Source organism: Paenibacillus motobuensis, from assembly GCF_039521865.1.
Taxonomy (GTDB): Bacteria; Bacillota; Bacilli; order Paenibacillales; family Paenibacillaceae; genus Fontibacillus; species Fontibacillus motobuensis.
In genome coordinates, this window is the sequence record NZ_BAAACX010000028.1 from 156,008 (window position 1) to 182,893 (window position 26,886).

Here is a 26,886-nt window from a genome sequence, read left to right on the forward strand (position 1 = left end):
CGCCCTTAACGGGCGGGGCTGTTCGTATTAGAAGCATCGGTTTGCTGTCCCCGCTGACCCACACTATTTGCTATTAAGAATTGAGCCGTGTAATACGTCAGCATAATCAACATCCCGGAGTAGCTAACATCAGAGACGAATTTATTCCAGGCTAGAATCGAATCCGAAATAATGAACAGCGTACTGCCCATCATAGACCATATATTTCCGCTCATGATGGAGAACCACCCCATCAACAGGATGATAAGCAAGTAGGTCATAACGGGAAGAATCAGCCCCTCGTTGTCGGTATTATGCATGGCTCGGACCAGTTGGTTCGCCATAAATCCTGCATAGATCAGAAACGGAATGATCGTACATAATCGAATCCATGAGAACTTCCACTTTGTGATGAAAGCGGCGGTGTAGAACAGGTGCCCAATCAGGAAGGCCGATAGTCCGATGACAAAATGGCTAAGCAGACCATCCCCTAGCATACAGAAGAAAAGCCCTGCAATCACAAGCAGGACATAACGCTTATCGAGCCGGGATCTATGCAAATAAGCGTACAGCAGAATCAGCCACATCGGAATCAGCTTGAAAATAAGCGCAGAGCTTACGAAGATGTAGATCAGTCCCATGATGAGAATGAGCACGGCCAGCGTTCTTTTGAACATATCGATACCTCCGGATCATTGCAAGATAAAAATCTTCTATATAGATATATATTGGGCGAGAGCGAAAACAGTATAGCAATTCAGATGGTTAACCGCCAGATGAAAATGCCGCCCCAACCAAGCGCTTGTAATGAAGATATTCTCCCGAAGCTCAGCCGTTTGAATATGAAAAAGCGTCCAAAACCCTCTGATGGAGGATATCGGACGCTATAGTAGTACCAAGAGGTTATGAATGATCCCGCACTCAGGAAAGGCGCAGGGATTGTACGTGATCAAATTTGCCTTGCTTCAATCGCTCAACGGAGTAAGTAATTGCTTCGTTCACATGCTCAAAGAAATGCTCTCCGCCGATCGTATAATACAGCCCGTTATGGACCAAGGTCTCTTTCACATGAGGCGGCAGTCCGGCGATCAACAGCTTGCCCCCTTGAGCTTTGAATTCATGGATGATACTGCGGAAATAAGCTTCGCCCGTCGTATCGATGAAGGGGACATTGCCCATTCGCAAAATAAGAAACTTCGGCTTCTGCTTAATATAACTGGCGACCGTCTCATGAAAATCCTGAGCTGCTCCAAAGAATAAAGGACCTTCTACAGTATATACACTAATGGTCGGGGTGCTGCTGGATTCGTTCCATAGCTGGGTGATTTTCTCGCGCTTCTCGCGGAGAGGGTTTGGCAGCGATTTTTTGACTGTCACGCTTTCGCTCATTTTCTTGGTGAATAGAAGCAGTGCAAGGCCAAGGCCGACTTCGACGGCGATGGTCAGGCTTGTGAGGACGGTAAGCAGGAAGGTGACGACAAGAATCAGCGAGTCCCCGGATTTCATCTTGAGAATATGCTTGAAGTGAGCCCGCTCACTCATATTCCAGGCAACGATCATAAGGATTGGCGCCATACTTGCTAATGGAATCCGCGAAGCCAGCGGGGCCAGAAGCAGGAGGGTCAGCAGAACGAAAATTCCATGGATCACCCCGGACACCTTGGAAGTTGCTCCGCTCTTCACATTAGCTGCCGTACGAGCAATTGCCCCGGTAGCAGGTATCCCACCGAACAGCGGAGTAATGATATTGGCGATCCCTTGGCCGATCAGCTCCCGGTTGCTATTGTGCTTCGTATTGGTCAGACCATCAGCGACTACCGCAGATAATAGCGATTCAATAGCGCCCAGCATGGCAATCGCAAAGGCCGGGCCGATCAAGAGCTGCAGGGTATCCCAGCTCACGGACGGTATTTGGAATTTAGGCAATGTGCTTGGTATGACCCCGAAGGTCGACCCAATGGTCGGTATACGGCCAGAGAATAACCACCCGGCAATTAGACTGGAGACGATGATTCCGACGAGCGGTGCCGGTATCCTGGGCATTACGCGCGGCATAATGATCAGAATCGCCAGGCAGATCACCGCCGTAATCACGCTGTACATATTTATCGTGCCGATATGGATAACAATTTCCTTCATGTTTGCGATGAAGGTCTCATGCTTCTCGATATCGGTAAGCCCCAGAAAGTTGGCGATCTGACCTGTGAAGATAATAACCGCGATCCCGGAGGTGAAGCCGACCGTGACAGGTCTTGGGATGAATTTGATTAACGACCCTAATTTGAATATACCCAGAAGACATAAAATGATTCCAGCAAGTATGCCGGCGATCAGCAGATTCTGATAACCATAGGTGAGCACTACACCGAGCAGGATCGGTACGAAAGCACCTGTAGGCCCTCCGATCTGAAACTTGGAGCCACCGAATAGGGAGATCAGTATTCCGGCGATGCACGCGGTGTAAATCCCGTACTCCGGCTTGACGCCGGATGCGATCGCGAAGGACATAGCAAGCGGAATTGCAATAACGCCGACAACAATGCCGGCGATGAAGTCTTTTTGTAATTGCTTGAGTGAGTATTTCTTGAAAATACCCGTAAACAGAGTATTCACAACTGAGCCTTCTTTCTTATAGATCGTGTTCAAGCATTTGCTTAGGTCCGGCTGAATTCAAGATTCGACGTCGATATACCTCTTGATTCACTTCGTGATCAAAAGCGGACTTTTTGAACTACCTCTTAAATTGTTCAATCCTGGTCTTCGAAAATGGAAATAATGTGGATCAGATGATTGTTGAAAATATCTTTGGTAATCGCTAATAAATCGGCGACCATAGGGTCGACCAGAGAATACATGACCTGCTTGCCTTGCTTGACTCCAACCACGATATTTTTGGCCCGCAATATACTAAGCTGCTGGGATACGGCCGAGCCTTCGCTTTCTAGCAAGGTCTGTATTTCGGTGACGCTTCTTTCTCCTTCACATAGCAGTTCCAGAATACGAATGCGAAGCGGATGAGCCAACGCTTTGAAGAATTCAGCCTTGAACGCTTGCAATTGGGTATTCATAGAATTCCCCCCCCACCTTTCAAACCTTTAAGTGTGTATTCAAAAACAGACCTTTGAACAACCTCTTTAATAATTCATATATTCAAATATCTTGATATATTATACTATCATGAAGCGTGAAAGTATGCCATGGGTGATTTCACACAAAATAAATAAAAGGGTTCGAAAATCAAATTTTGATTTTCGAACCCTATGCTATATTGAGCTAATTTCTTATTGTGCTTGAACGTATTCTGCCGATTTGACACCTGCTTGACGGCCGAAAATAATGATCTCGGCAACAGAGTTACCGCCGATCCGATTCTCGCCATGCAATCCGCCAACAACTTCACCAGCTGCGAATAAGCCTGGGATTGGTTCCCCGTCTTTATTTACAACTTCGGTGTTGGTATTGATCTTTACACCCCCCATGGTGTAGTGAATCCCAGGGCCGATCTTGATCGCGTAGAACGGTCCCTTGGACAAGTCGTTGTCCATACCAGTTGTTCTGCCGAATTCAGCGTCATTCTTGTCCTTCACGGCATTGTTCCATGTATCGAGTGTCGTCTTCAATTGATCCGCTGGAACACCCATTTCTTTAGCTAAGGCTTCGATCGAATCGCCAGCAATGACGAAGCCCATCTTTTCATATTGCTCGATCGCTTTCGCGCGGGATTTCACACCAGAGTCGAATACAAGATAAGCCGATTTGTCAGTCAGTTCGTTAATAGCTGCTGTCACTTTATCGCGTGTATCCAATTCATTGACAAAGCGCTTGCCTTCGTTCGAGACGAGGATCGAGCCCTCACCACGTACCACTTCCCCGATCAGATACGATTTATCTTGCTGTACTGTCGGGTGAACCTGGATTTGATCCATATCCACGGTAGTACCGCCCAGCTTTTCGATCATTTGAATGCCATCGCCAGTGCTGCCTTCTTGGTTCGTAGTAACGAGGCCTTCCAAGTCCGGGCGAACCTTGGAGATCATATCCATATTAGAGCCGTAGCCGCCGGTCGTTACGACAACAGCGTCTGCAGTAATGGTCTTCTCATCTTTTTCGTCAAAGAGAACTTTAACGCCGTTTACCTTGCCATCTTTTTCGGTAATTTCCTTCACATTTGCATTAACGAACAGCGGAATTTCCTGTTCTTGGACATTCTTCAGCAGTCCGTTGGCAACGTATTGTCCAACCGCTGATCCATCTTCAGGACGATGTGTGCGTTTCTCGCCCATGCCGCCGGTAATCGTAATATTATTCAATCGAATTCCGATGGAATCCAGCCAATCGATTGCACTGGCTGAATTGTCCACGAAGAACCGAAGCAATTCTTTATCGTTGGTGCCATGGCCACCTTTTAAAGTTTCCTCATAAAATAAATCATTGCTGTCCTCAATCCCTTGTTCCTTCTGGAACTTCGTCTCGGACGCGTTCATACCCGAAGACGCCTTAAGCGTATTCCCGCCGGCAACCGGCATTTTCTCAAAAATAACAGGGTTCAAGCCTTTGCTCTTGGCTTCAAGTGCGGCAGACATGCCTGCGCCGCCCGCACCGACAATGATGATATCGTATTTGTCCTGGAGTTGATCCAGTGGTGTGTAAGTCGTTTTTGATGCGCCTGAGACAGCTTCATTGCCTGCGGCCTCTTCTTTTGTGGTGTCGTTCTGCCCTTGATTGTCTTTCTTGTTCTGGTTCCCGCTTCCACAGCCCGCGATGACGAGTACGAAAGATAGCATGAGAATCAGGATTGCTGCAGCTTTCTTCTGCATGATTTTAACCCCTCCATTTTCTATTTCTAGTAGAACTTAAAGATGCGCATAAAAAAGGAGAGTGTAACTTGAAATGAGAAGCGAAAGATCAGTTCCTCACGGCCTCATTTCATTTCGGTTATCCCCTCCTTCGTTTGCATTTGGCTTCTTTAAGATCCCCTTTATTGTAATATAGGATAAGGATAGACATAGTGATTTTATTCACAAACATTGAAATACAATATATGACAAACCGTTTGGAGGTTAGTTCATCTCTTGTTATGATAATAGTTGTTGTTATGAATAGTTTCGTCTTTTTTCAAGAGGGATTGGAGATGCTATTACTTAGGAGATTATCATCGGGAGTGAGAAAAGTTCCTGGTGGGTGAGAATAAATAATGAAGGAAGGTGCAGCGCTTGAATGCGGCTGGAGCATGTATTGTACAGAGGGACGGTACGGTATTGCTAGAGAGGAATCATCCCGGTTTTGAAGAAGCGCGGGCACAATTGATACAGATTGCTGAGCTGGTGAAGAGTCCGGCTAATTATCATACATACCGTATTACTCCTCTATCGCTGTGGAATGCGGCTGCCGGGGGGAAGTCTGCGGCAGAAATTGTGAATAGTCTGGAGTCGATATCCCGGTGGTCGCTTCCTCCGGCCGTGATCTCAGATATTCAGGTGACGGTGTCGAGGTATGGAAAATTGAAGCTACTCCCTGCCGAAGGCGAGGAGGGGATGCTATGGCTGGAAGGTGAGGAGGAAGAGATCCTTCGCCAGTTGGAGCTGGAGCCCAGCTTGTCGTCCTTCGGGCTGGCTCGCATCAATGATCTGCGAATGAAGCTCCCGGCTGCCTATCGCGGCAGCGTAAAACAGGAATTGGCTCGTTTGGGATATCCAGTACTCGATAAGGTTGGGTATCATGATGGTAAATCGCTCTCTTTCACCTTGAGAAATGTTGCTTCGAATGGGGCTGAGTTCAAGCTAAGGCCGTATCAGGAGCAAAGTGTCACTGCATTTGCGAGGGATCAAGAGCAAGGCTCAGGAGGCAATGGCGTGCTTGTGCTGCCCTGCGGGGCGGGTAAGACGGTGATTGGTCTTGCTTCTATGGAACGGTTCCAATGCGAGACTTTGATTCTAACCTCAAGCGTTACCTCGGTACGGCAATGGATCGCCGAGCTGCTGGACAAGACGACACTCACATCGGACATGATCGGTGAATATTCAGGGGAGAAGAAGCAGGTTAGAGCAGTTACCGTGTCAACCTATCAAATATTAACGCACCGCAGTAAGAAGGAAGACGGCTTCAAGCATATGAGGCTGTTCAATGAACGGGATTGGGGCCTGATCATTTATGATGAGGTACATCTGCTGCCAGCGCCAGTATTCCGCGCTACAGCGGATATTCAGGCTACCCGGCGTCTAGGGTTGACCGCGACCTTAGTGCGTGAGGACGGTCAAGAGCGTGATGTGTTCTCCTTGATCGGACCCAAACGCTATGAAGTACCGTGGAAGGAGATGGAGGAGCGCGGGTACATCGCTACGGTGCTATGTCGGGAGATCAGGGCAGCGATGCCGCCCGTTCTTCAGGAACGCTATCATCTTGCCGGAGCACGGGACAAGTTCAGGATTGCAGCGGAGAATCCGCATAAAATTGCTGTGTTAAAGGAGCTGTTAAAGCGTCATGCTGGACGGCAAATTTTGATCATCGGCCAGTATTTGCAGCAGCTGCGCCAGGTTGCAGATGAATTGGTTATCCCATTGATCACCGGAAGGATGCCGCAGGATGAACGAGAGCAATGTTTCCAAGCTTTTCGCAGTAAACAAATCCCGGTGCTGGCTGTATCGAAGGTGGCTAATTTTGCTATCGACCTGCCGGATGCTGCAGTAGCCATTCAGATTTCGGGCAGCTTCGGCTCGAGACAGGAGGAAGCGCAGCGGCTTGGCAGAATTTTACGTCCGAAGGAGGACGGGGAGACCGCGTATTTCTACACCCTCGTCTCGGATGGAACTCGTGAGCAGGAATTCGCCACGCGAAGACAGTTGTTCCTAATCGAACAGGGATATGAATATGCGATCATGATGGAACAAGGGGACAATCATATCGAGTCCGTTGACTCCGAAAGCATTGAGGGGGTATCGGAAGCATGATCGAAGCAATAATTCGTAAATTCGCCGGTTCTCCGTTCACATTAAGCAAATTGAACACAGCGGCTGTTGACAGAATAAGCGGGGCTGAGCTGCGGGCGGCTTTGCCTGATATGCTTCGTAAGGGGCAAGTTGCTGCCGTCAAGAAGTCCTGGGGAGACAGGCTTTATTATATTCCAGGGGATGTATTGTTAAACTACTGGAGCCATTGGAGTAACCTTGATTCTGCTCGAATGGTACCTGGTAATATCACTTTGGTCCAGGCGGCCAAGCGTGGTCTTGTGGCAGATTTGTTCCGCAGCCTGACTTGGATCGCTCATCAAGGGCTGCCGCTTACGGCAAAAGGAACGATTCACCAGAAATCGCTGAATAAATGGTTGGAGCAGGTCGAGCTCGCGGAGAAGGATCTCGTAGGGCTTGATTTACGCTACCCCCATCAGGAGGCATATCCGGCCCATGCCGCAGTTCTGCTTGATATGCTGCTAGCGCTAGGGCTGATCCGCAAGGAGCGGGGTTCATGGAGTCTGAATGCTCATGAGCTGTCCGTATGGTTAAGCCGATCTGCACAGCAAATGAACGATATGCTTCTTCGTGAGGCATTGCTCCGCTATGTACCTGATGATGTTACTCTGTCGCATTTTGCCTTCCGGCTGATCGCAGCTGATCTGGTGGAGGGACAATGGTATTCCTTACAGGAAGTTTGCGCATCACTAACAGAGCAGAGAATGTTCCCTGGAGAGCTGCCGGAAGATAAGCAGTTATGGATGAGAAACTGGCTGGTAGCGCTCAGCGGATTGGGCTGGCTGGATCTTGGCGAGAACGGGGAAGGAGAGCTTGTATTTCGCTGGAGTATGAAGCCGGTATTTGCCCACCAGAATGGCGAGTCCCGACTTGGCGCCGAGGAACTTTTCTATATTCAGCCGGATTTTGAGATTATCGTACCGCCGGAGGTTTCCTTCCGGGTGCGTTGGGAGCTTGAGCTGTACTGCGAGAACGTAGCGATGGATGTCATGTCCATTTATCGGCTTAGCCGGGCCAGCATGGCTGCCGCCACACAGCAAGGAAGAACGGTAGAGGAAGCTATTGATTTCCTGCACAATGGCTCGGCTGGCATTCCCGATAATGTCCTGCTGTCGTTGAAGCAATGGGCCAAAGAGATGGGCCGGACTTCTCTTGCCGAGGTTCAGCTGCTTCGTTGCAAGGATGAAGAGGCGGCTGGCAGGATCGCGGCTCATCCGCAGCTGATGGGGATGTTGGAGCCAATCGGTCCACTCGCCTTCATCGTAGATTCGAATCAACTTAATAAGGTGGAGAAAGTGCTGGAAGAACTAAGTCTGGCACCGCCTAGACCGGGCCTTGGCCAATCACTGCAGCTGCAATATATACGTCTGGAGACCGCTGCGGAGATAACGGAGCAAGATACTGCTCCTAATCGAGATTTAGCCGACCAACCAGCCTGGATATACAACGGCCGCGATTACCAATTCTATGAACGGGACATATCAATACCAAAGCGTGATCAATTGTTCCCTGGAATGCAGGATATTCCCGGAGTATGGTTGAAGGAATTAAGGAAATACCATCCTTCTACAGCGCGGAAGATCGCCCAGCAGGCTCTAGAGTGGGATACGAAGATCATACTGCGAATGGACGAGCAGCTGGTGGAATTGATTCCCGAGCGACTGGAGGGAGATGAAATTTGGCATATTCATGGTCTTCTCATGAATCCAGATATGAATGGGAAGAACTCGGAAACGACACTGCGTCAAGTTTCTCTTGGGCCGGAGCAATGGGAAGAGATGCGTATTCTTCTACCGGAAATATAAGACCCTTTTCGCTTAGGTAGAGAGTATGATATGATTATTTCGTCGACTATAGTCAATGAAGGAAGTCGCAGCAGTGCGGATGAAATGGCTTGTCGGCGCATAATTGCATAGAATCGAGTTGATCATTCATGAGCGTAACAGAGCGAGTTACGGTTGATATGGCCGAAGTGCTAACATACGCCTATGAATTGGGCGATATGATAAATGACTCTACTGCCGTCTCCGATTATTTATATTGGAAGCAACGTGTAGAGGAAAGCGCGGAGATTCAGGCTCTCATCCGGAAGCTGAACGCACAAAAAGAACTGTTCGAGGAGACTCAGCGGTTCGGACATTTCCACCCCAACTATCATGAAGCAAAGGATCGGGTTAAGGCGGTGGAGCTCGAACTGGAACAGTTCGAAGCCGTAAGTAAGTTCAAGGCGGCCGAGGCTGAGCTGGATGGCATTCTGCATCAAATGTCAGAGATCATTGCTTATTCGGTCTCTGATACGATTAAGGTGCCAAGCAATGATCCGAATCCCTCATCCGGATGCGGTTGCGGGAGCGGCGGGAAATGCAGCTGCGGATAACGGCTGTATAAGCAACGATTGAAGGTTGCCATGCTTGAAGCGTGTGGCAGGCTGCATAGAATCAATCGAAAGGAGAGGAAGCATGTTTCCGGAGCGTACAGGCTACATTATTTGGGTAAACGATTTGAAGGCGGCTAGAAATTTGGAGAAATACGGGAGCGTGCACTACTTATCCCGGCGGATGCATTATGTTGTTATGTATGTAAATGCGGAGCGTGCCGAGGATACGATCAAGAATATTCGCCGTCTTCCTTATGTTCGCAAAATCGAGCGCTCTTATCGTAACGAGATTAAAACGGAATATAGTAAAGATGTTCCGGATAAGACCCAATTCTACGGCTTGTAGAATTGGAATGTGAACTAAAATGTGGTTCCAAGAGGACGATTTATAGAAACAGCGGCAGGTTCATGCCGCTGTTTTTTATTTTGTCAATAATTCAGAAAAACCAATAATAGTATGAAAGATCTATATCCTTTTACCTTATCCGCTTATTTCATCCAGTTCCCTGCCTTGTAGAATTATAGGTTATAATGTAATATAATAGGCAAATATACATAGTTATAAAGTCCTATCGATGCGAGGTGCGGCATGAGAGACAAGGCTACAGAACGGTGGGGAACCTATGAAGCTTTCCATGTTCCTCTGGGCGATAAAAGAATCGCTGATATCGTGATAACCAATCATGCCAAGGTCAGGTACGAGGATCGTATTAAGGATACCAAGGCCCGGTATGAAGATATCGCTCTTTGGCTATGGGAACGCCTAAAGCAAGGGCGGATAACCCCTTATTATAGAAAAGAAGAAGACGTGTATCTTGTGGATGATGACATCGTCATGGTCGCTGAATTCAGTGAGTTAACCGGAGAATTCGATCTAGCGGGTCGACCGCTCCATCGTATGATCATCGTGACCTTTCTTGGCTTGATGTCGGAGACGATTGAGCTTCGTGATTTGAAATCATATTATTCCTGGCTTCGCCATTCGCGGCGTATGACCTTGATGAAAAATAGTCGTAAGCGGAAATAAGGCTTTGTGACTCAGGAGACGGTCAACTGTATACGCTTACGGAACAGAATTAATGGGAGCCATCCTTTGGTAGTTATACTACTTAGGGACGGCCCCTTTTTTTGTAATGTGCGCCATGCTATTGTATGAAAGGGGGGGATCAGCGGTGGCTTTAAATTTTCATCAATTACATATTTTTTATACCGTCGCCGAACGGGGGAGCTTCTCGGCGGCAGCCCAGGCATTGCATATGACACAGCCCGCGGTGACGATGCAGATTCAATCGCTGGAAGATTACTTCGGAAGCAAGCTGCTGGTACGCTCCACGAAGAGAGTTGAGCTTACGGAGGCAGGCCAGACGCTGTATCCGTATGCGAAGCGAAGTATCGAACTGATGCGGGATGCCGAGAAGGCGATGTCCCGGCTTAACTATATGTTGGAGGGGAGGCTGCAGTTGGGAGCCAGTCTGACGATTGGGGAATATGTACTTCCGAGGCTGCTAGGTCCTTTTGCCAGCCAGTATCCTCATATTTCGATTGCACTCAAAGTAATGAATACGACGCAAATCATCGATGAGATCGTCGGTCATCAATTGAATTTTGGATTAGTAGAAGCACCGATTCATCATCCGGATCTTAGCTTTGAGCCTGTGATGGAGGATGAGCTGAAGCTGATCGTGCCAGCAGGGCACCCATTGACAGGACGGGAGCGGGTGACGCTCCAGGAAGTAGTCAGCTATCCCTTCGTATTAAGGGAGAAGGGCTCGGGAACGCGCCAGGTGATGGAATCGGAGCTAATGCATAGAGGCTTTGAGCCGGATCGGATCGAGTCTGTGATGGAGCTAGGAAGTACAGGGGCGGTGAAGTCGGCGGTGGAAGCAGGGATTGGCATTACGATCATCTCCCCTTCCTCGGTGAAGCATGAACAAGCGCTCGGATTGCTGAAAGTGGTCGATATTGAAGATGCGGAGTTTAAGCGGCAATTTTACTCGGTTCATTTGAAGTCGGCTTTGCTGCCAGTTCCGGCGGTTACTTTTCTAACTTTTTTGAGAGAATATGGACAGTTGATGTAGAGGTTAGTTTCTAAAATTGCTGTTCCATTTATTTAATGCCCTCTATTTCCTTTAGAACTTAGGTGTAAGAGGAAACGCGGGACGAAATGGATATAAATTATATGTACGAGGATGTGCAGACGTAATGAAGGAAACTCATGAATCTCGATATGATTTACATACCCATAGCCGTGCTTCGGACGGGATGAACACACCAGAGGAGAATGTGAAGTTAGCGAAGGAGAAAGGGTTGGCTGGACTAGCGGTTACTGACCATGATACCGTAACCGGAATCGCTGCGGCTCTGTCAGAAGGGGAAAGGATAGGCATTCAAGTCATTCCGGGTGTGGAGATCAGTACCCAGGCAGCGGGCAAGGATATTCATGTGCTCGGTTACTATCTAAATATTGAGGACTCCGTTCTACTGGAGCGACTGGCCGGGCTGCGTGCAACACGTGATGCCCGCAATGAGCAGATTATCCGTAATCTTCAAGGCTTGGGCCTGTCGATCACGCTGCAAGAGGTTATCGATGGTCTAGGTCGCAGCCTGCGCCCGGATGAGAGCTTGGGACGCCCACATATTGCTGATGCGTTGGTACACAAAGGTTATGTTCGCGATATGCGCGAGGCCTTTGACCGATATTTGGCTGAAGGAAAGCCCGGCTATGCCGCCCAGCCAAGAATATCGCCGCAGCAGGCGATGGATTGGATTCGCGAAGCTGGCGGCGCTCCGGTGATCGCCCATCCTGGCTTGTACGGGGATGACGAGCTAGTATGTACAATTATTGAAGCGGGCCGACCTGCCGGAATCGAGGTATATCACTCGGACCATGGGCCCGCGGAGGAACAACGATATTTAGCGATCGCTAGTGAATATCATCTGATTTCCACTGGGGGCTCGGACTATCATGGCGTCAGGCAGGGCGTTGTGTTCCATGGCGACCTTGGCAGCCGTTTCGTTACAGAGGAGATGGTGGGACGACTAAGGCAAGCCGCCCAACAATTGAGAGGGTAAATGCCAGTGATATCTGATATAGTAGAGATTATTACCCTATCAGAACAGTATGCTAGGGATTCACGTGATTTGCTACACCGTTTTGCTTCTAACGAACCTACAAATCGTTATTTCCTCAAAAACAGCAGCAAATGAAATCTAACGAAACACCATATCGTTATTTGGGAGAAAATCGGCCTTTGTGCCCTAAATTGGCTTCAATAACGATACCCAGTTTCGTTAAAAAATTTTGCAGCCCATTTTGGGCCAAATAGCGATACCATGTTTCGTTATGGGCACAAGTTTATTTGAACTACCTCTATAAAGGATGGCTGTATGATGACATATAAAATGATAGTACTAGATTTAGATGATACCTTACTTCGCGATGATGGGACGATCTCGCCCCGCAACAAACAAGCGCTAATGGCTGCGCAGGAAGCTGGCGTAAAGGTTGTACTGGCATCGGGAAGACCTACGTACGCAATGAAGGCATTGGCCGATGAATTGGAGCTGGAGCGGTTCGGAAGCTATATTCTATCGTTCAACGGAGCAAAGATTATGAATTGGAAGACGCGAGAGGAGCTGTTCAGCAGCACGCTGACCCCAGAGACAGCTCACGCTCTTTATGAGATGAGTATTCAAGAGGGCGTATCAGCGCTAACGTATGTCGGCGATGATATTGTGACGGAGCAGGCGAATGAGTATACTCATATTGAAGCGCAAATTACCGGAATGAAGATTGCTGAAGTGCCAAGCTTCATCGAGGCCGTTCAAGTTCCGGTTGTGAAGGTGCTAATGGTCGAAGATCCGGACAAGCTTGTACGGGTTGAAGAGAAACTGAAAGCAAAGCTGACAGGAGAATTGAACGTGATGCGTTCGAAGCCATTTTTTCTCGAGTTCACGGAGAATGGTGTCAATAAAGGAACCAGCCTGAATCATTTGATCAACCAGCTAGGAATTGAACGCTCAGAAGTGATCGCGATGGGCGATGGATATAACGATGTAGCGATGCTTGAATTTGCCGGTCTAGGCGTTGCTATGGGCAATGCGCCTGAGGAGATTAAGCAGCTGGCCGATTATGTCACAGATACGAATATGAATGATGGCGTGGCTCAGGTTGTGGAATCATTTATTCTGAATGACCTGATTCCAACGACATAATGCATACCAACATATGCAAATGCTCCCCGGTTTATGGGGGGCATTCATTTTAGGGTAATATAGAATGTACGCTGTACCAGTGGGAGAAAGTGAGGAAGTAGAATGTCAAAATCCATTGTTGAAAAGCTGAATCTGCATAAGTACGATCGGGTTGCGGTGTTGAACAAACCGGAAGACACGGCGTATTTGGAGGAGTTAAGCGGTTATGATACAGGGCTTGAGGATCAATCATATGATCTTATTTTCGCATTTGTATTAGAAATGAAATCGCTGCAGGAACTAGTTACCCACGTGATTGAACATCAGAATCTTCGTCGCGGTGGCTATCTCTTTGTTGCTTATCCCAAGAAAGGCAATAAGGTCTATCCGACATACATTCATCGCGATGATCTGTTCCCGGGCCTTGGCAGTGATGAGGAGGGGTATATCGGGACAAGCACGATAAAATTTGCTCGAATGGTCGGCCTTGATGATGTCTTTACCGTCGTTGGATTCAAAGAGGATGCTAAAGGCAAAAACAAAAGCAAGGGCAACACATCCGTAAAATCAAGTCAACGAGTGGACGACTACATCGCATTCATTCCTAACGTAGAAAAGGACTTGGAGGATACCCCGGAGCTGCTAAGCTTCTATCGTTCGCTAACCCCGGGATACCGTAAAGATTGGGCTCGTTATGTCTACAGTGCGAAGCAGGAGGAGACGGTGACGAAGCGCCGAGGGGAGATGAAGATGATCCTTCAGGCTGGTTGCAAGACCCGCGAGCTATACCGCCAATCCCAAGCCCAATCTTGATTTGGTTATGAACCTGCTGCCTAAGCTGTATAGATTAACGAGACGAATTGCCCCATTTGTTCTATATGCTTTAAGCGAAAAGTGCTTGGGACCGTTCCCTGTGGAAACAGCGGGATGCCTTCTCCGAGGATCTTTGGGGTAACGGTAATATAGAGCTCATCCAATAAACCGGCTTCCAGGAAGGCCGCAGCCAGCTGTCCGCCACCGACAAGCCAGACATCGCCTTCCGAATCGGCTTTTAAGCGTGGGATCAGAGTGTCTAGGGCCTCATTCGTAAATGTTACGTGTGGGGCCGGAGACTGCTCCGTCCTGGACAGGACATAGCATGGTTTATCTGCATAAGGGAACTCATCGGCCAGCTTGAGCACTTCTTCATACGTAAGCCGCCCCATCACCACCGTGCCCACTGTACGGTAAAATTCGCTATATCCGTTATCACCTCCGTCTCCTTCCACATCAAACAGCCAATCGACGGTACCGTCATTTCTGGCAATATAACCGTCCAAGCTCACCGCGATGTATAACACGACTTTATTGTTTTTCATTTGCTATCGCTCCTTTCTATGGACTATGTTACATTATAATTATGACAAAACTTGACGTAATTGGGTGAGGCGATTGAATCAACGCAGACTAATGATTATGCGCCTATTGGACGCCAGAAAGAAATTTACAGCTCGTGAACTGGCTGAACGATTTGACGTATCAGTCCGTACCATTCAGCGGGATCTCGATTATTTACAGCAACTGGGCTTTCCCTTATACACCGAGGTGGGTGCCAACGGCGGCTATCGGGTTCTGCCGAATCGGATTTTGCCACCTTTACAGCTTACCGAGCATGAGGCGTTCGGTCTGTTCATGATGATGGAATATTTGCAGCAGGTTCCTGACTTTCCTTACGGTTCCATACGCGATCAGCTGTCAGATCACTATTTCTCCAGCTTGCCAAGCGATGTCCAGGATCGGATTACCGGAATGAGTCAGCATATTGCATTCTTACAAAATCACTCCGAGCAGCCGGAAGCCCTGACAACGCAGATCATCGATGCTGCTATGGAGAAAAAACAGATTAAATTCACTTACGCATCACGCAGCGGGCTGAAGGACGTAGAGGCTTACCCGATTGGCATTTATTATGAGCATGGCTACTGGTATATGCCGGCCCAGAAGCGTGAGCGGGTGCTGTTATACCGGCTTGACCGAATGCAGAGGTTGGTAATTCTCCACCATACGAATACTTCCGTCCCAACACTGAAGGAATGGCTAGCCTCAACCGATGATAGGGAGAAGACAGAAGTGACGGTGCGGTTTACCGATTTCGGGGCAAGGCTGGCCCAATCAGATGTTGTTTTCAAGTTGGTGAAGGATCATGAGTGGAGGGGATCGGTTCCACCGGAGGAATTCCCGTTCATGGCCCGTAGGCTGCTCGCTTACGGTCCTGAAGCGGAGGTTGTCCAGCCAACAGAATTACGGGAGCTTGTGGGGGAATTACTGGAGAGTAGCTTAGCCCCATATCGGCAGGGGGGTTGAAGCTCTGAATGGTCTATTACACAAAAAACCGTCCGGCGTATAACGCCGGGCGGTTCCGTTAATTATTTCGTGTAATTGTCGAAGTAGCCTTGAATATAGATGACAGGCGTACCTTTGTCGCCGCTGCCTGAGGTCAGATCGGACAGGGAACCGATCAGGTCGGTAAGCTTTCTTGGCGTGGTGCCTTGCGATTCCATGGCTCCAACAAGATCGGATTCTTTATTGTTAATGTACTCGGCGACCGCTTGCTGCAGTTCTTCTCCTCTCAGATGAGAGAAGTTATTATCGGCCAAGTACTTCAATTTAACTTCGTTCGGCGTGCCGTCCAGACCCGCAGTGTAAGCTGGGGATACAACCGGATCGGCAAGCTCCCAGATCTTGCCCACGGGATCTTTAAACGCACCGTCTCCATAGACCATAACTTCTACCTGTTTCCCGGTCTTGTCTTTGAGTACGGATTGAATCTTATCTACAATAGGCTGACAGTTGCGCGGGAAGAGCTTCACGCTGCTCTCGGTGGATTTATTGGAGCCAAGTAAGCCGTAAGATTCATTAAATCCGCTGCCGTCCACAGATTCTGCCAGGATATTGTCCAGGCTGAAGACTTTCTCAGCACCATTTGCTTTTAGGATCCGCTTTGTTCTAAATCTTGTGTGAATGTCGCAAGTCAAGACGCTCTTCGTGTAATTCAGAATCGTCTTCGGATTGTTTGAGAAGATGACTTCGCATTCAACGCCGTACTCTTCAATCAGCGATTTATAGTAGTCGATGTAATCCACACCGGTAAATGTATGCTTGTTATATCCGAAATGTTCGCGGAATTGCTGTTCGGTCAGAACATCTGTCCATGGATTGACTCCTTTTTCATCGAGCAGGTCCAGATCGACCAGATGATTTCCGACTTCGTCAGATGGGTAGCTAAGCATTAATACGATTTTCTTGGCGCCTTTGGCAATGCCCCGTAGACAGATGGCAAAGCGATTACGGCTCAGAATGGGGAAGATAACTCCGATCGTATCATCTCCGAATTTAGCGTTAACGTCCTTCGCGATATGATCGATTGTCGCATAATTGCCTTGTGCACGCGCTACGATCGATTCAGTGATCGTCACGATATCTTTATCGCCAATTTCAAAGCCTTCGATTTCAGAAGCCTTCAGCACGCTGTCCACGACGATTGTCTCAATGCTGTCTCCCTGATTAATGATCGGGCAGCGCAGTCCTCTAACCACAGTTCCAACTACTCTTTCCAATAGTATCGCTCCTTGTATAAGTTGAATCCCAATATTCAGCTCATATAGTATGTCCTCTATATGTAGAGGTTGTTCAAAAATTCGCAATCTTTTTGAACCTACACTTGTAATATACAATGCAATAGTGATATAAGTAAAATTAATATATTGAATGTCGGGTATAAGGAATGGTTATATGTCGAGCAAGCTGGATTTATACAAAATATTTTGCAAAGTCGGAAAAAGCGATAGTTTCTCAAAAGCAGCCAGAGATTTGTACATGACACAGCCGGCGGTTAGCCAGGCGATTATGCAATTGGAGAGCGAGCTAGACATTCGCTTGTTCAATAGAACGCCCAAAGGGGTGTCTTTGACTGATGAGGGCAGCCTGCTATTTGAATATGTGAACTCGGCGATTCATTTGATTCAGGCCGGGGAGGAGAAAATCCAGGATTTCAAAAATTTGACGATGGGCGAATTGAAGGTTGGTGTAGGAGACACGATCTCCCGTTATTTTCTGCTTCCGAAGCTGGAGACTTTTCATAATCAATATCCCAATATTAAATTCAAAATTGTGAACGGGACGACCCAGGAGCTCTGCTCGATCTTAAAATCTGGAGAGGTTGATATCGCTGTCTGCAACTTTCCGCTTGCGGATTCAACGCTGGAGCTCCGGCCTTGCTTCAACATCCATGACATATTTGTGTGCGGGGAGAAGTACCGGCAGCTTCTGTCCGGTCCGGTGAGCCTGGAGGAAGTTGTGAAGCAGCCGTTGATATTGCTTGAGAAGAATTCCAATTCCAGACGATATGTGGAGGAGTACATCCGGTCTAAGGGGATTCAGATTGCCCCGGAGTTTGAACTTGGTTCGCATGATCTACTGCTTGAATTCGCCAGGATCAACCTCGGAATCGCCTGTGTGACGAAGGAATTCTCCCAAGAGTACTTGAAGAAGGGAATCTTGCATGAGGTGCCGTTAAGCGAAGTGATTCCGCGCAGAAGTATCGGGGTATGTTCTTTAAAAGGCGTGCCTTTATCGATTGCTGCTAAGAAATTCGTAGAAATTATCGAGGATCAACAGCTCTGATCGAAGCAGACCGATCCGGCCGGCTTCGAGAAGGAGATCATATTAAAGGCGATGAATGAATTCGTTAAATATCGTCAGGATAATGGCTACGATAAATTGGTGGAAGAGAGAAACACACAAATCGAGGCTAACGAAAAGAAGCTGGACTAGTCTGGATTAAATAACACAAGAAGAGGACTCTCTATTTGAGGGTCCTCTTCCTTATTCTTGTGTACGCCACAGTGTAGTTTTAAGTGTAGAAAGTACAGTTAAATGATTGGTAGTCTCTGTCAGTGGCGATATAGTTGTAAAAAGTACACTTATATTTTCTATTTACGCCTATTGTAAGAGTCTGCGCATTTTTAAATGTACAAAATACACTTATTTTCTATATGATCTGCTTATTTACGTTTTTAAGTGTATTTTATGCACTTATTTTACAGGGCTCGAGCGGGCTAATTGTAAATCCGAAAGGAAGCTAAGTTAATTTTTCACCACATTAGGCATGTTCTTGATCATTTGCTCATCCGGAGTAACGAACAGAGTCTTCTGATGATCATAGATCACAAATCCTGGCTTAGCCCCGCTTGGCTTACGGACATGGCGGATCAGTGTGTAGTCGACCGGTACACTGCTGGATTGCTTGGCCTGGCTGTAGTATGCAGATAATTGCGCCGCTTCGTTAAGCGTCGCCTCACCGTAGGAGTTGCTGCGGATCAGCACGTGCGAGCCGGGGATATCCTTCGTATGCAGCCACGTATCGTTCGCATTGCCGATCCGGTTCGTTACGTAGTCATTCTGCAGATTGTTCTTGCCTACGTAGATTTCAATTCCTTCGGAAGAAGTATAGACATGCAGTGTAGGCTTGTCGTTTTTCTTCTTCTTTTTCATCTTCTTGCTCCGATCGCGCAGATACCCTTGCTGCACCAGTTCTTCGCGAATTTCGTCAATATCGTCGAGCGTCGCAAGGGAGAGCTGCTGTAGCAGCTGCTCCATATAGATGATCTCCCCGCGGGTAATCTTCATTTGTTCATCGATGACCGTTAGGCTGTTCTTGTATTTATTATATTTCTTAAAATAACGCTGGGCATTCTCCGATGGCGTCAGCAATGGATCGAGTTCAATCGTCTCGGTTGCCTGATTCTCATCGTAGTAGTTGATCAATTCTACGGCTTTGTCTCCCTTATGCATCAGGTGCAGGGAGGCGAATAACAGCTCGCCCTTAATGCGGTATTGCTCGGCATCTCCGGCTTCGGCCAAGTCCTCTTCCAGCTTGGACATTTTCTTAATATTTTTGCTTAGTTCATTGTGCAGGAAGCGCAGCAGATCGCTGGTCTTCTGCTTCACCGTGTCTCTTAACGCCTTGTCGCCGTAGTATTCTTCCATACAGTCGCTAATGGAATCATAGGTGCGCAATTCACTTTGGATCAGCGTGAGCTTCACGACAGAGAATACACTCTTCCCTTTGGCATTCTCGCCGGTAACCGGTTCATAGCGGTGCTCGCGAATTTGCGCCATCAGATCGGCGAAAGAGCTCCAGAGCGCAGTCGCTTTACCCATTGTCGTCTCGTGAGAAGCATTGTTATCTGCGGCTACTCCCGCAGAGTCTTCCTCTGCCTTGCTTGCCCTCAGACATATCTCCTCAGCGATAAGTGGGCTAAGTCCACTGAAGGTGGATACAAGCCAGTTCTTATCCGAAGTTCCGATCTCAGCCTGCCGATAGGCATCCATGAATTGTTCCTTCACAATCTCAAGCGGATGCAGCTTATTCTGCTGCGGAGGCTCTGTATAAGCGAATCCGGGCATGACGATCCGGTAGCTGCTGATCGCCGGGGTTACATGGTGAATTCCGTCCAGCTGTGTTCCCGATGCGGGATCGAGCAGAATAATGTTGCTGTGCCGCCCCATTAATTCAATGATGATGCGCTTCAAGGATTCATCCCCAAGCTCGTCGCGTTGCCGAATGTCGATATGGATGATCCGTTCCATTTCTTGCTGGGTAACGGCTTCGATGACGCCGCTCTCGCAATGCTTGCGTAGCAGCATGCAGAACATCGGAGCTTCCAGCGGATTGGGGAATGATTGCTCTGTCATTTGCACCCGGGGATATGTCGGGTTGGCCGAGAGCAGCAGGCGCCGGTTGCCTCCTCTTGAGCGCAGTTGAATAATAATGTCGTTATCCGTAGGCTGATGTATTTTATTGATGCGTCCACCTACACAAATCTGTAGTTCGTGAACGATGGAGCGCGTTACGATTCCGTCAAGTGCCATACCATGTAATCTCCTGTCTAATAAGGTAGTTCAAAAAGCCACTTTTGATCCCGAGGTAACTCAGGAAGCGTATTCGGCGTCGAATCTTGAATTCAGCCGGGCCTTCCGGTGCTCACGTACCAACTACGTACGCTGCGCTCCTCAGGCCCTAGCTTCATCCAACCTTCTCGGTGCTGAAAACTGGCTTTTTGAACATTCATCGAAATAGGTAGTTCAAAAAGCCACTTTTGATCCCGAGGTAACTCAGGAAGCGTATTCGGCGTCGAATCTTGAATTTAGCCGGGCCTTCCTCTAACGAAACATGATATCGCTATTTGAGCCCAAATGGGCTGACAAAAATTTTAACGAAACTGGGTATCGTTATTGAAGCAAATTAGGGGCTTAACGTCTATATTTCCCCGGAATAGCGATATGGTGTTTCGTTAGATTTTATTTGCTGCTGTTATTGCAGAAATAGCGATCCGTAGTTTCGTTAGAGTTAGACGGACGCGTTCAACGCTGAAAATCGACTTTTCTGAACATATCCTCATATCTTCAATATCTTGCTCCTCTCTATGATGCCATAACTGCGGCAAAAACTTAAGAGCTTCTTCTGTGATAATTTGGGACTGGCCGGAATACATTTACCCTAGGTGGAAAAGCCTCACGCTGTTATCGCACTAAATACGGGAGGGGAAAAAAGGAGAATGGAACAAAAAAACTGGCACCAGTGGAATGGGGAAGAGCTTCTGGAGCTATTGAACGTGAAGCGCGAACAGGGCCTGACCCGGGATGAGGCGCAGAGGAGACGGGAAGAGAACGGCTGGAACGAATTGTCGGAGGGCAAGCGGGTATCTCCCCTGCTGCTGTTCCTGAACCAGTTTAAAGATTTCATGATGCTCGTATTAATGGGAGCTACGCTCATATCGGGAATTCTAGGCGAATATTTGGATGCCATTACGATTATTGCGATTGTTATCCTGAACGGTGTACTCGGGTTCATTCAGGAATTCCGGGCTGAGCGCTCGCTGCGAGCCTTGAAGCAGCTGTCCGCTCCGAACGCGAAGGCTCTTCGTGACGGAATTATCGAGCATATTCCGGCCAAGGAGCTTGTTCCCGGCGATATCGTAATCGTTGAGAGCGGAGATCGGATTCCGGCTGACGTTCGCTGGCTGTCTGTAAGCAGTCTGGATGTGGAGGAGTCCGCGTTGACGGGGGAATCCCATCCCGTTGGCAAGCATGCCGGGGTGCTCCGCGAGGCGGAGGTGCCGCTGGGCGACCAGAAGAACCTGGGCTTCATGGGTACGATGGTAACCCGTGGCAGTGGCAGAGGAATCGTCGTTCGTACCGGCATGGATACAGAAATGGGCAAAATAGCAGATCTGATCCAAAATACCGATTCTCAGGAGACTCCGCTGCAGCGTCGTCTTGAGCAGCTGGGCAAAATATTGATATATCTCTCGCTAGGGCTCACGGTACTAGTCGTCCTCGTCGGTATTCTACATGGACAACCGCCCGGGGCCATGTTCCTCGCTGGGGTAAGCTTGGCGGTAGCGGCGATACCGGAAGGTCTGCCGGCGATCGTCACAATTGCGCTGGCACTTGGCGTACAGCGTATGATCAAACGCAAGGCGATTGTCCGCAAGCTTCCTTCCGTAGAGACGCTGGGTTGTGCTTCGGTCATTTGCTCGGATAAGACAGGAACGTTAACGCAGAACAAAATGACAGTAACCCATGTGTGGCTTGAAGGGCGAGCACTGGAAGTGACAGGCGACGGCTATGAGCCAGTTGGTCAGATATTGGAGCATGGGCGATCGGTTGATCTCAAGAAAGATCAGAGCTTGCGCCGGCTGCTGCAGGTCAGCTCGCTGTGTGGCAATGCCGTGATCTATGAGGAAGACGGCGACCAGCAAGCGAAGCGCAAAGGGAAGGAACGGGAGGAGACTGCTGCTTCGAGGTGGAAGCTGAAGGGGGATCCGACCGAAGGAGCGCTCGTTACGCTGGCAGCGAAAATGGGCTTATCTCCAAGCGCGCTCGGCAGTATATATACACGCGAGAAGGAATTGCCATTTGATTCTGACCGTAAACGGATGTCTGTAATCGTATCCCATCAAGGCGGCAAAATGGCGCTCGTCAAGGGAGCGCCGGATATGCTGCTGGAGAAATGCTCCTATATATTGTGGGACGGCAAGGTGGTTCCCTTCACCGGGACCTTCCGTCAGAAGGTACAGGCCGCTAATGAGGGGATGGCGCGGAACGCTCTACGTGTACTCGGATTGGCTTACCGCGATTTGAGACACGATGATGCGGCCGAGTCAGAAGCGGATGTCGAGTCTCAATTAATATTCATCGGACTGGCCGGGATGATCGATCCGCCGCGCCGCGAGGCACGGGAGGCGATATCTGTCTGCCGACGTGCTGGTATCAAGACAGTGATGATTACAGGCGACCATGGTCTGACGGCCGAAGCGATTGCCGCCGAGCTCGGCATTATTCCGAGGGGTGGACGCACCATGTCCGGCAATCAGTTGGCAGCCATTAGTGATGAGGAGCTGGATCGTCAAATTGATCAGATCTATGTCTACTCGCGTGTTGCACCGGAACACAAGCTGCGGATTGTCAAGTCGCTGCAGCGTAATGGCCATGTCGTAGCCATGACTGGCGATGGCGTCAATGATGCTCCGGCGATTAAGGCGGCGGATATTGGAATCGCCATGGGCATTACCGGCACGGATGTATCTAAGGAAGCCTCTTCCCTAATACTCAGTGATGACAACTTCTCCTCCATCGTGGCGGCGATTGAAGAAGGACGAAATATTTACGAGAACATCCGCAAGTTCATCCGCTACTTGCTCGCTTCCAATGTCGGCGAGATATTAACGATGTTCTTCGCCATGTTGGCCGGGCTGCCGCTACCGCTGCTGCCGATTCAGATCTTGTGGGTTAATCTCGTTACAGACGGTCTGCCAGCGATGGCGCTTGGCGTAGACCAACCGGAGAAAGATCTAATGGAACACAAGCCGCGCGGAGCGAAAGAGAATATTTTTGCACGTAGACTGGGCTGGAAAATTATTAGCCGCGGATTGTTGATCGGCTTCTGTACGCTCGGGGCCTTCTGGATCACGCTGCATAGCGCACCGGATGATCCAGCTCAGCTAGCCAAGGCGCAGTCCGTTGCTTTCGCAACACTGGTCATGGCCCAGCTGATTCATGTGTTCGACTGCCGGAGTTCACGTTCGATTTTCCATCGCAACATCCTGCAGAACCGTTATCTTGTCATAGCTGTGCTATCATCCGTACTCCTGCTGCTGGGGGTTATGTATATCGAGAGTCTGCAGCCGATCTTCAAGACGGTTCCGCTCGGCTTCCGGGAATGGGCGCTCAGCTTCGTTGCTGCAGGCATACCGACATTCCTGCTTGGGGCAGGCAGTGTCTGGTCGGGGCGCCGTCGCAAATATAACGGTCCAAGACAGATGATCTCGGCGAAAAGTACAAATATTCGTGCATAAAATCAATACCTTTTACAGCGTGCAAAATATAGACTAACCCCATAAAGTATTGCTCTGACAACTCAGGGACACAAGGCAGGGCTCTAGGGAGTGGGGTTCAAATGGAATTTACGAAAATGCATGGTTTGGGTAATGATTTTCTGGTGTTCTACGGAGAGAAGGAATTGCCGCAGAATGTCTCGGATTTGGCTATAAAATGGTGCAACCGGTATTTCGGTGTAGGAGCGGACGGTCTGGTGTTTATTTTACCGTCTGATCAAGCCGACTTTAAGATGAGAATTATTAATTCCGACGGTACAGAGGCTGAACAATGCGGGAATGCGATCCGCTGTGTCTCCAAATACGTCTACGAGGCAGGTCATACAGAGAAGCTGCGGATGACGTTTGAGACGCTTGGCGCCGGCGTCCAGGAGGTTCTTCTCAAGGTAGAGGATGGGATCGTTAAGAGCGTTCGGGTAGATATGGGCGAGCCGATTCTGGAAGGGACCCAGATTCCGACGACGCTGGAAGGTGAGTCTGTTGTGGGACACCCGATTGAAGCTAACGGGCAGCGGTTCGACTTCACAGCTGTATCCATGGGTAATCCTCATTGCGTTATTTATGTGGACGATGCGCCGCATTTTGAATTGGAAACATGGGGGCCGCAACTGGAGACACATCCGTACTTCCCAAGGAAGACGAATGTAGAATTCGCCACCGTGACCTCGCCTGAGCGAATCGAGATGAGGGTATGGGAACGCGGCGCGGGTCCAACGCTGGCCTGCGGCAGCGGCGCATGTGCCACTTTGGTATCCTCTGTACTCAACGGGTACACGCAGCGTATAGCCTGGGTTGGTTTGAAGGGCGGCGATCTCTATATTGAATGGAACCCTATCGACAACCATGTGTATATGACTGGACCTGCAGAGATCGTATATCATGGTGAAATTGAATAAAATTTTGTTAAAAAAGGCCTGCGGGCCTTTTTTTGTGTGAAGATCTATCATTTCCTTATCAATTGACGGAAATTATGATAAATTAATATGAAACTAAAGCGAAAAAGGTAGTCAAGCTACCATTACTTATATCAAGGAGGGGCTCATATGAGGCCAGATCTGCGTCAAACGTGGCAAAATGAAGTTTTAATCGGCGATGGAGCTATGGGTACCTACCTGCACCAGTTGGGCTTTTCCGTTGGCATTTCCTATGAGGAGATGAATTTGACCCGCCCGGAAGTGATTCAAGATGTGCACCGCCGCTATATTGATGCAGGTGCTAGATTAATAGAGACGAATACGTTCTCCGCGAATTTCTATAAATTGTCCAAGTTTGGTCTGGAGGATCAGGTAGCGGATATTAACCGCGCTGCAGCACGCATCGCCAGACAGGCGGCCGGTCCTGACATATTTGTTGCTGGCGCTGTGGGTACGATTCGTGGTGGCAAGCGTGTCAATGTGACCGACCAGGAATTGGTCAAATATTTCGACGAGCAGATGGCAGCCTTGCTGACGGAGGATGTAGATGCGCTCATACTGGAGACCTTCTACGATCTGAGGGAGATGCGGCTTGCGCTTGGACGCGCTCGCCATCTGACCCCATTGCCGGTCATTTGTCAGTTTGCCGTTGATCAATTGGGAAGAACGTTAGATGGCTACTCTATCGAGGAAGCTTTCGGAATTCTCCAGGCGGAGGGGGCCGATGTGCTTGGCTTCAACTGCCATTCCGGACCAAAGGGCATTATGAGCGTTATGGAGAGATTGAATGGTCCGCTGAATATGCCATTGTCCGTATTTCCGAACGCAGGTTTGGCGGATTACGTAGATGGAGAATATGTATATGGGGCTACTCCTGCATATTTTGGTGAATGTGCAGTGTCATTCGCCGATTTGGGATCACGCTTGATCGGGGGATGCTGCGGTACTACTCCGGAGCATATCGTGGCTACGGTTAGAGCGCTGGCCGACTATAGTCCAGCTTCACTGGCAGAAGGCCGCTCACTTCCAACTGTCCTTGAATCGATCCAGGTATTTGAACATGAACTGAATAATGGAGGCGATAACCGGGCGGACAATACTCCGAATATCGTAGATCTGGTGAAAGAGCGGCATACGGTTATCGTGGAGCTGGATCCTCCACGGGATCTGGATACAACCAAGTTCATGGCCGGGGCAAAAGCTCTGAAAGAAGCGGGAGTCGATGCCTTGACACTGGCTGATAATTCTCTGGCAGTCACAAGGATGAGCAATATGGCGCTTGGCTCACGCGTACAATCTGAGCTCGGACTACGGCCGCTGATTCATATCGCCTGCCGTGATCGCAATCTGATCGGTACACAATCACATTTGATGGGATTTGATGCCCTCGGTATAGATCATGTTCTGGCCGTGACCGGTGATCCGGCCCGCTTTGGAGATTTGCCAGGAGCCAGTTCGGTTTACGACCTCACCTCCTTTGAGATTATTCGCATGATCAAGCAGTTAAATGAAGGTACTGCGTTTTCGGGCAAGCCGCTTAAGCATCGCGCCAACTTTGTGATCGGCGCCGCTTTTAACCCGAATGTGAAGCATTTGAACAAAGCTGTAGAGCGGCTTGAGAAGAAAATCGCTTCAGGTGCGAATTACATTATGACCCAGCCGGTCTATGATCCTGAACTGATCGTAGCGATCCGTGAGACGACCTCTCATCTCGACATTCCGATCTTCCTTGGCATTATGCCGCTGGCAAGCGGCAAGAATGCTGAGTACCTGCATAATGAGGTTCCGGGCATTACACTGCCTGAGTCCGTGCGCAAGCGGATGGAGGGGCTTCAGGGGGCAGAGGGTCGTGCTATGGGCGTAGAGATTGCCAAGGAACTGCTTGATACAGCAATGCAGCATTTTAACGGCATTTATTTGATGACACCTTTCATGTTCTATGAAATGACTGTCGCTTTGACAAATTATGTTCATGAGAAGTCGATGCACCGGGCTTCCCACTTGTCTCGTTCATAATT

The 26,886-nt window shown here is 48.8% G+C and carries 21 protein-coding genes; 14 read left to right on the forward strand and 7 right to left on the reverse strand.

The features are described from left to right. Positions 1-5 precede the first annotated feature (5 nt). The 4 genes from ABD014_RS24640 to ABD014_RS24655 form a co-directional block, all read right to left on the reverse strand. Positions 6-656, reverse strand: a complete 651-nt coding sequence (locus ABD014_RS24640) for a lysoplasmalogenase (protein WP_343865873.1) — start codon at positions 654-656, stop codon at positions 6-8. Between the two features lie 244 nt (positions 657-900). After that, the gene (locus ABD014_RS24645) at positions 901-2,592 is read right to left on the reverse strand and encodes a SulP family inorganic anion transporter (protein WP_343865875.1); all 1,692 of its coding nucleotides are present in this window, start codon (positions 2,590-2,592) and stop codon (positions 901-903) included. Between the two features lie 134 nt (positions 2,593-2,726). Then, on the reverse strand, positions 2,727-3,047 hold the full coding sequence (locus ABD014_RS24650; RefSeq protein WP_343865877.1) for an ArsR/SmtB family transcription factor: 321 nt from the start codon (positions 3,045-3,047) through the stop codon (positions 2,727-2,729). Positions 3,048-3,260: 213 nt separating this feature from the next. After that, positions 3,261-4,796, reverse strand: coding sequence for a flavocytochrome c (locus ABD014_RS24655; protein WP_343865879.1), 1,536 nt, complete (start codon positions 4,794-4,796; stop codon positions 3,261-3,263). 396 nt (positions 4,797-5,192) lie between these two features. On the opposite strand from ABD014_RS24655, the gene ABD014_RS24660 reads away from it, so the two are divergent. The 9 genes from ABD014_RS24660 to ABD014_RS24700 all read left to right on the forward strand — a co-directional run bounded on the left by ABD014_RS24660 (position 5,193) and on the right by ABD014_RS24700 (position 14,328). Beyond that, positions 5,193-6,926: a DNA repair helicase XPB gene (locus ABD014_RS24660; RefSeq protein ID WP_343865881.1), complete on the forward strand. Its 1,734-nt coding sequence runs from the start codon at positions 5,193-5,195 to the stop codon at positions 6,924-6,926. Continuing rightward, positions 6,923-8,749, forward strand: a complete 1,827-nt coding sequence (locus ABD014_RS24665; RefSeq protein WP_343865883.1) for a helicase-associated domain-containing protein — start codon at positions 6,923-6,925, stop codon at positions 8,747-8,749. Before ABD014_RS24660 ends, ABD014_RS24665 begins: the two co-directional genes overlap by 4 nt. 128 nt (positions 8,750-8,877) lie before the next feature. Further along, positions 8,878-9,321, forward strand: coding sequence for a YlbF/YmcA family competence regulator (locus tag ABD014_RS24670; protein ID WP_343865885.1), 444 nt, complete (start codon positions 8,878-8,880; stop codon positions 9,319-9,321). A gap of 82 nt (positions 9,322-9,403) precedes the next feature. After that, positions 9,404-9,667, forward strand: coding sequence for a YlbG family protein (locus ABD014_RS24675; protein WP_068781941.1), 264 nt, complete (start codon positions 9,404-9,406; stop codon positions 9,665-9,667). A 243-nt stretch (positions 9,668-9,910) separates the two neighbouring features. Further along, complete coding sequence (locus tag ABD014_RS24680) at positions 9,911-10,348, forward strand: hypothetical protein (RefSeq protein WP_343865888.1); 438 nt, start codon at positions 9,911-9,913, stop codon at positions 10,346-10,348. Between the two features lie 145 nt (positions 10,349-10,493). After that, positions 10,494-11,399, forward strand: a complete 906-nt coding sequence (locus tag ABD014_RS24685; protein WP_343865890.1) for a selenium metabolism-associated LysR family transcriptional regulator — start codon at positions 10,494-10,496, stop codon at positions 11,397-11,399. Between the two features lie 124 nt (positions 11,400-11,523). Next, positions 11,524-12,393 (forward strand): PHP domain-containing protein, encoded by an 870-nt coding sequence (locus ABD014_RS24690; protein ID WP_343865892.1) that lies wholly within the window; start codon positions 11,524-11,526, stop codon positions 12,391-12,393. Between the two features lie 318 nt (positions 12,394-12,711). Further along, positions 12,712-13,536, forward strand: coding sequence for a Cof-type HAD-IIB family hydrolase (locus ABD014_RS24695; protein ID WP_343865946.1), 825 nt, complete (start codon positions 12,712-12,714; stop codon positions 13,534-13,536). A 102-nt stretch (positions 13,537-13,638) separates the two neighbouring features. Continuing rightward, complete coding sequence (locus ABD014_RS24700; protein WP_343865894.1) at positions 13,639-14,328, forward strand: YdeI/OmpD-associated family protein; 690 nt, start codon at positions 13,639-13,641, stop codon at positions 14,326-14,328. 20 nt (positions 14,329-14,348) lie between these two features. Here ABD014_RS24700 and ABD014_RS24705 read toward each other — a convergent pair whose 3' ends face one another. Beyond that, a complete protein-coding gene (locus ABD014_RS24705) occupies positions 14,349-14,873 on the reverse strand; it encodes a dihydrofolate reductase family protein (protein WP_343865896.1) in 525 nt (174 codons plus the stop codon). 73 nt (positions 14,874-14,946) lie between these two features. On the opposite strand from ABD014_RS24705, the gene ABD014_RS24710 reads away from it, so the two are divergent. Continuing rightward, the gene (locus ABD014_RS24710) at positions 14,947-15,858 is read left to right on the forward strand and encodes a helix-turn-helix transcriptional regulator (protein WP_343865898.1); all 912 of its coding nucleotides are present in this window, start codon (positions 14,947-14,949) and stop codon (positions 15,856-15,858) included. A 62-nt stretch (positions 15,859-15,920) separates the two neighbouring features. Here ABD014_RS24710 and ABD014_RS24715 read toward each other — a convergent pair whose 3' ends face one another. Then, positions 15,921-17,111: a coenzyme F420-0:L-glutamate ligase gene (locus ABD014_RS24715; protein ID WP_343865900.1), complete on the reverse strand. Its 1,191-nt coding sequence runs from the start codon at positions 17,109-17,111 to the stop codon at positions 15,921-15,923. A gap of 175 nt (positions 17,112-17,286) precedes the next feature. Here ABD014_RS24715 and ABD014_RS24720 point away from each other — a divergent pair, with 175 nt between their 5' ends. Beyond that, positions 17,287-18,177 (forward strand): LysR family transcriptional regulator, encoded by an 891-nt coding sequence (locus tag ABD014_RS24720; protein ID WP_343865902.1) that lies wholly within the window; start codon positions 17,287-17,289, stop codon positions 18,175-18,177. A gap of 462 nt (positions 18,178-18,639) precedes the next feature. On the opposite strand, the gene ABD014_RS24725 is transcribed toward ABD014_RS24720, so the two are convergent. Beyond that, on the reverse strand, positions 18,640-20,427 hold the full coding sequence (locus tag ABD014_RS24725) for an Rqc2 family fibronectin-binding protein (RefSeq protein WP_343865904.1): 1,788 nt from the start codon (positions 20,425-20,427) through the stop codon (positions 18,640-18,642). 686 nt (positions 20,428-21,113) lie between these two features. Between ABD014_RS24725 and ABD014_RS24730 the strand changes: the two genes are divergently transcribed. The 3 genes from ABD014_RS24730 (at position 21,114) to ABD014_RS24740 (ending at position 26,884) form a co-directional block, all read left to right on the forward strand. Continuing rightward, a complete protein-coding gene (locus tag ABD014_RS24730; RefSeq protein ID WP_343865906.1) occupies positions 21,114-23,915 on the forward strand; it encodes a calcium-translocating P-type ATPase, SERCA-type in 2,802 nt (933 codons plus the stop codon). A 101-nt stretch (positions 23,916-24,016) separates the two neighbouring features. Next, positions 24,017-24,850: a diaminopimelate epimerase gene (dapF, locus tag ABD014_RS24735; protein WP_343865908.1), complete on the forward strand. Its 834-nt coding sequence runs from the start codon at positions 24,017-24,019 to the stop codon at positions 24,848-24,850. A 147-nt stretch (positions 24,851-24,997) separates the two neighbouring features. After that, positions 24,998-26,884, forward strand: a complete 1,887-nt coding sequence (locus tag ABD014_RS24740; RefSeq protein ID WP_343865910.1) for a bifunctional homocysteine S-methyltransferase/methylenetetrahydrofolate reductase — start codon at positions 24,998-25,000, stop codon at positions 26,882-26,884. The last annotated feature ends 2 nt before the right edge of the window (positions 26,885-26,886 follow it).